The sequence below is a fragment of the Kitasatospora putterlickiae genome (genome assembly GCF_039527695.1).
Lineage (GTDB): Bacteria > Actinomycetota > Actinomycetes > Streptomycetales > Streptomycetaceae > Kitasatospora > Kitasatospora putterlickiae.
In genome coordinates, this window is the sequence record NZ_BAAAKJ010000231.1 from 2251 (window position 1) to 3797 (window position 1547).

2 protein-coding genes and 2 pseudogenes are annotated in these 1547 nt (G+C 74.5%); 2 read left to right on the forward strand and 2 right to left on the reverse strand.

Features of this window, described 5'->3' with window-relative positions; genetic code table 11:
* Nucleotides 1-160 precede the first annotated feature (160 nt).
* Nucleotides 161-583 (reverse strand): hypothetical protein, encoded by a 423-nt coding sequence (locus tag ABD308_RS23225; protein ID WP_344338186.1) that lies wholly within the window; start codon nt 581-583, stop codon nt 161-163.
* Between the two features lie 221 nt (nt 584-804).
* Here ABD308_RS23225 and ABD308_RS23230 point away from each other — a divergent pair, with 221 nt between their 5' ends.
* On the forward strand, nt 805-972 hold the full coding sequence (locus ABD308_RS23230) for a hypothetical protein (RefSeq protein WP_344338188.1): 168 nt from the start codon (nt 805-807) through the stop codon (nt 970-972).
* Between the two features lie 68 nt (nt 973-1040).
* Here the strand turns inward: ABD308_RS23230 and ABD308_RS23235 are convergent.
* A pseudogene (locus tag ABD308_RS23235) lies at nt 1041-1283 on the reverse strand (LysR substrate-binding domain-containing protein); the annotation flags it as partial.
* Between ABD308_RS23235 and ABD308_RS23240 the strand changes: the two are divergent.
* Nucleotides 1273-1404, forward strand: a pseudogene (locus ABD308_RS23240) (cupin domain-containing protein); the annotation flags it as partial. The pseudogenes ABD308_RS23235 and ABD308_RS23240 sit on opposite strands and share 11 nt — an antisense overlap.
* Nucleotides 1405-1547: the final 143 nt, after the last annotated feature.

Below are 1547 nucleotides of genomic sequence, written 5' to 3' on the forward strand. Positions count from 1 at the left end.
CCCGCACCGCCCTGTCGACGGCGTCGGCGTAGTCGGCCGGGGAGGTGAGGGCGGCAGCGGTGTCGTCGGTCATGCGGGCATCATGCCGGGCGCCACCGACATCGCCGTTCCGGAGGCCGGATCCGACGCCGGGGTGGTGGGGCCCGCCGGGCGACCGGCGTCAGGACGCGGCCGCGCGTGCCGCCTCCAACTCGGCCACCAGCCGTCTGACCCGTCTGTTGGTCCCGCCCGAGCTGTGGCCCGCCATCATGTACAGCGGGTCCGTCCCGCCGGAGACCAGCACCAGTTCCGGGACGTCGGAGGAGTAGACCCTGCCCTTCAGAACGGCCACCCGCACCTCCCGGACGTCCGCCCACGCGTAGGACCGCGCGCTGAGCAGCCCGGAGTACCTCAGCCCGGTGGGCCCGAAGGAGACGCGGAACAGCGGCGCGCGGAAGGTCAGCACCGCGCCCGGGACGCCGAGGATCAGGACCGGGATCAGGTGTTCCACCTCCGCGCGGGCCCACTTGGTCACCAGGCCGACCGCGATCGCCACGGCGATCAGCAGGCACGCGCCGCCCAGCACGAAGTAGGTGAGCGACAAGGCCGTGCGCCTCGTCCGTGTCCGCATGTCCCTGCCCCTTTCCGCGGTGTGCCGCCCCGTCCGAACCACGAGGATGCCGCCACCGCCCGTCGGACCAGCATACGAACGGCGTCGGCGTCGGCGGAGCGGCCCTGCGATGGGGCGGCGCCCGATCCGGCCTGCGGCGTGCGGCACCTCGCCGCCGGGGTGGACTGTCGGTCCCGGCCGATAGGTTGCCGACCATGACCTCCGTGAACACCGTGGCCGCCCGTACCCGGATCAGCAGTCGCACCGCCGTCCCCGAGCCCGTCTCCGGGGACGGGGCTCGCGGCTCCGCCGCCGTCGTCGAGGTGATCCCGCTGTGGGCGGCGCCCCGCGTCCCCGTGCTGCCGGTGGCGCGGGGGCGTTGAGCCGGCTGGGACGGGACTCCGGCGGGTGGTCAGGGGCGGTACGCGGCTGTCGCGATGTCGACGAACGGGCGGATCAGCGGGTCGTCGGCGCGCAGGACCACACCGACCGGATCGGTGCGCAGCGTGCGGACCGTCAGGGCGGTCTCGTCGAACGGGTGCGCGGGTCAGGGCGACGTCGACGAGTCCGGCCCGCAGGTCGGGTCGGTCAGGTCGGTCTCGCGGACGCGGATGTCGACGGCGGGGTGGTTCCGGCGGTAGGCGGCGGCCAGCCTGGCCGTTCCCGGGTCGGTGCCGTCGCCCAGCACGTTCACGCCGGACCTGTACGTGCAGTACTTCCGGGACCTGCGGGAGGTGCTCGCCCAGGGCCGGCCGTTGACGCCCGGGGCCACCATCGAGGCCATGGGCCGCTACGCCACCGAGCCCGCCCCGTGAGCGCCGCCTACGTTGATCGTCGCGGGGCCGCTCGCCCTCTTCTCCGCCTACGCGGGCGCGCTGAAGCCGAGCCTCGGCCGCGATCGGTGGTTTGCGAACCCGGATCGGGGTGAGAAGGGGGTTCGGGTGGGCGACAAGCGGGC